This is a genomic window from Streptomyces sp. DH12, assembly GCF_020873895.1.
GTDB lineage: Bacteria > Actinomycetota > Actinomycetes > Streptomycetales > Streptomycetaceae > Streptomyces.
In genome coordinates this window covers 1-448 of record NZ_JAHWGT010001109.1, presented here as the reverse complement: position 1 = coordinate 448, position 448 = coordinate 1, and the positions used below count along the sequence as shown (strand labels likewise).

Here is a 448-nt window from a genome sequence, read left to right as displayed (position 1 = left end):
CTGGGCGGTCAGGCGCACGTGCCGGGTGTGGCGGGCACGTGGAAGGACCTCACCGAGTCGGTGAACCAGATGGCGTCCAACCTGACCGGTCAGGTGCGGAACATCGCCATGGTGACCACCGCCATCGCCAAGGGCGACCTGACGAAGAAGATCGACATCGACGCGCGCGGGGAGATCCTCGAGCTGAAGACGACCATCAACACGATGGTCGACCAGCTGTCGTCGTTCGCCGAGGAGGTCACGCGAGTGGCCCGTGAGGTGGGCACCGAGGGCCAGCTGGGCGGCCAGGCGCGGGTGCGGGACGTGGACGGCACCTGGCGGGATCTGACCGAGTCGGTGAACGAGATGGCCGGAAACCTCACACGGCAGGTGCGCGCCATCGCGCGCGTGGCGACCGCGGTGACCCGCGGCGACCTGAACCTGAAGATCGACGTGGACGCGTCCGGGG

At 68.8% G+C, this 448-nt stretch carries 1 protein-coding gene; it reads left to right on the top strand.

What is annotated here, in order from left to right; translation table 11 throughout:
* The coding region (locus LPA54_RS38770) for a HAMP domain-containing protein (RefSeq protein WP_228985087.1) at window positions 1-448 on the top strand (448 nt) is incomplete at both ends.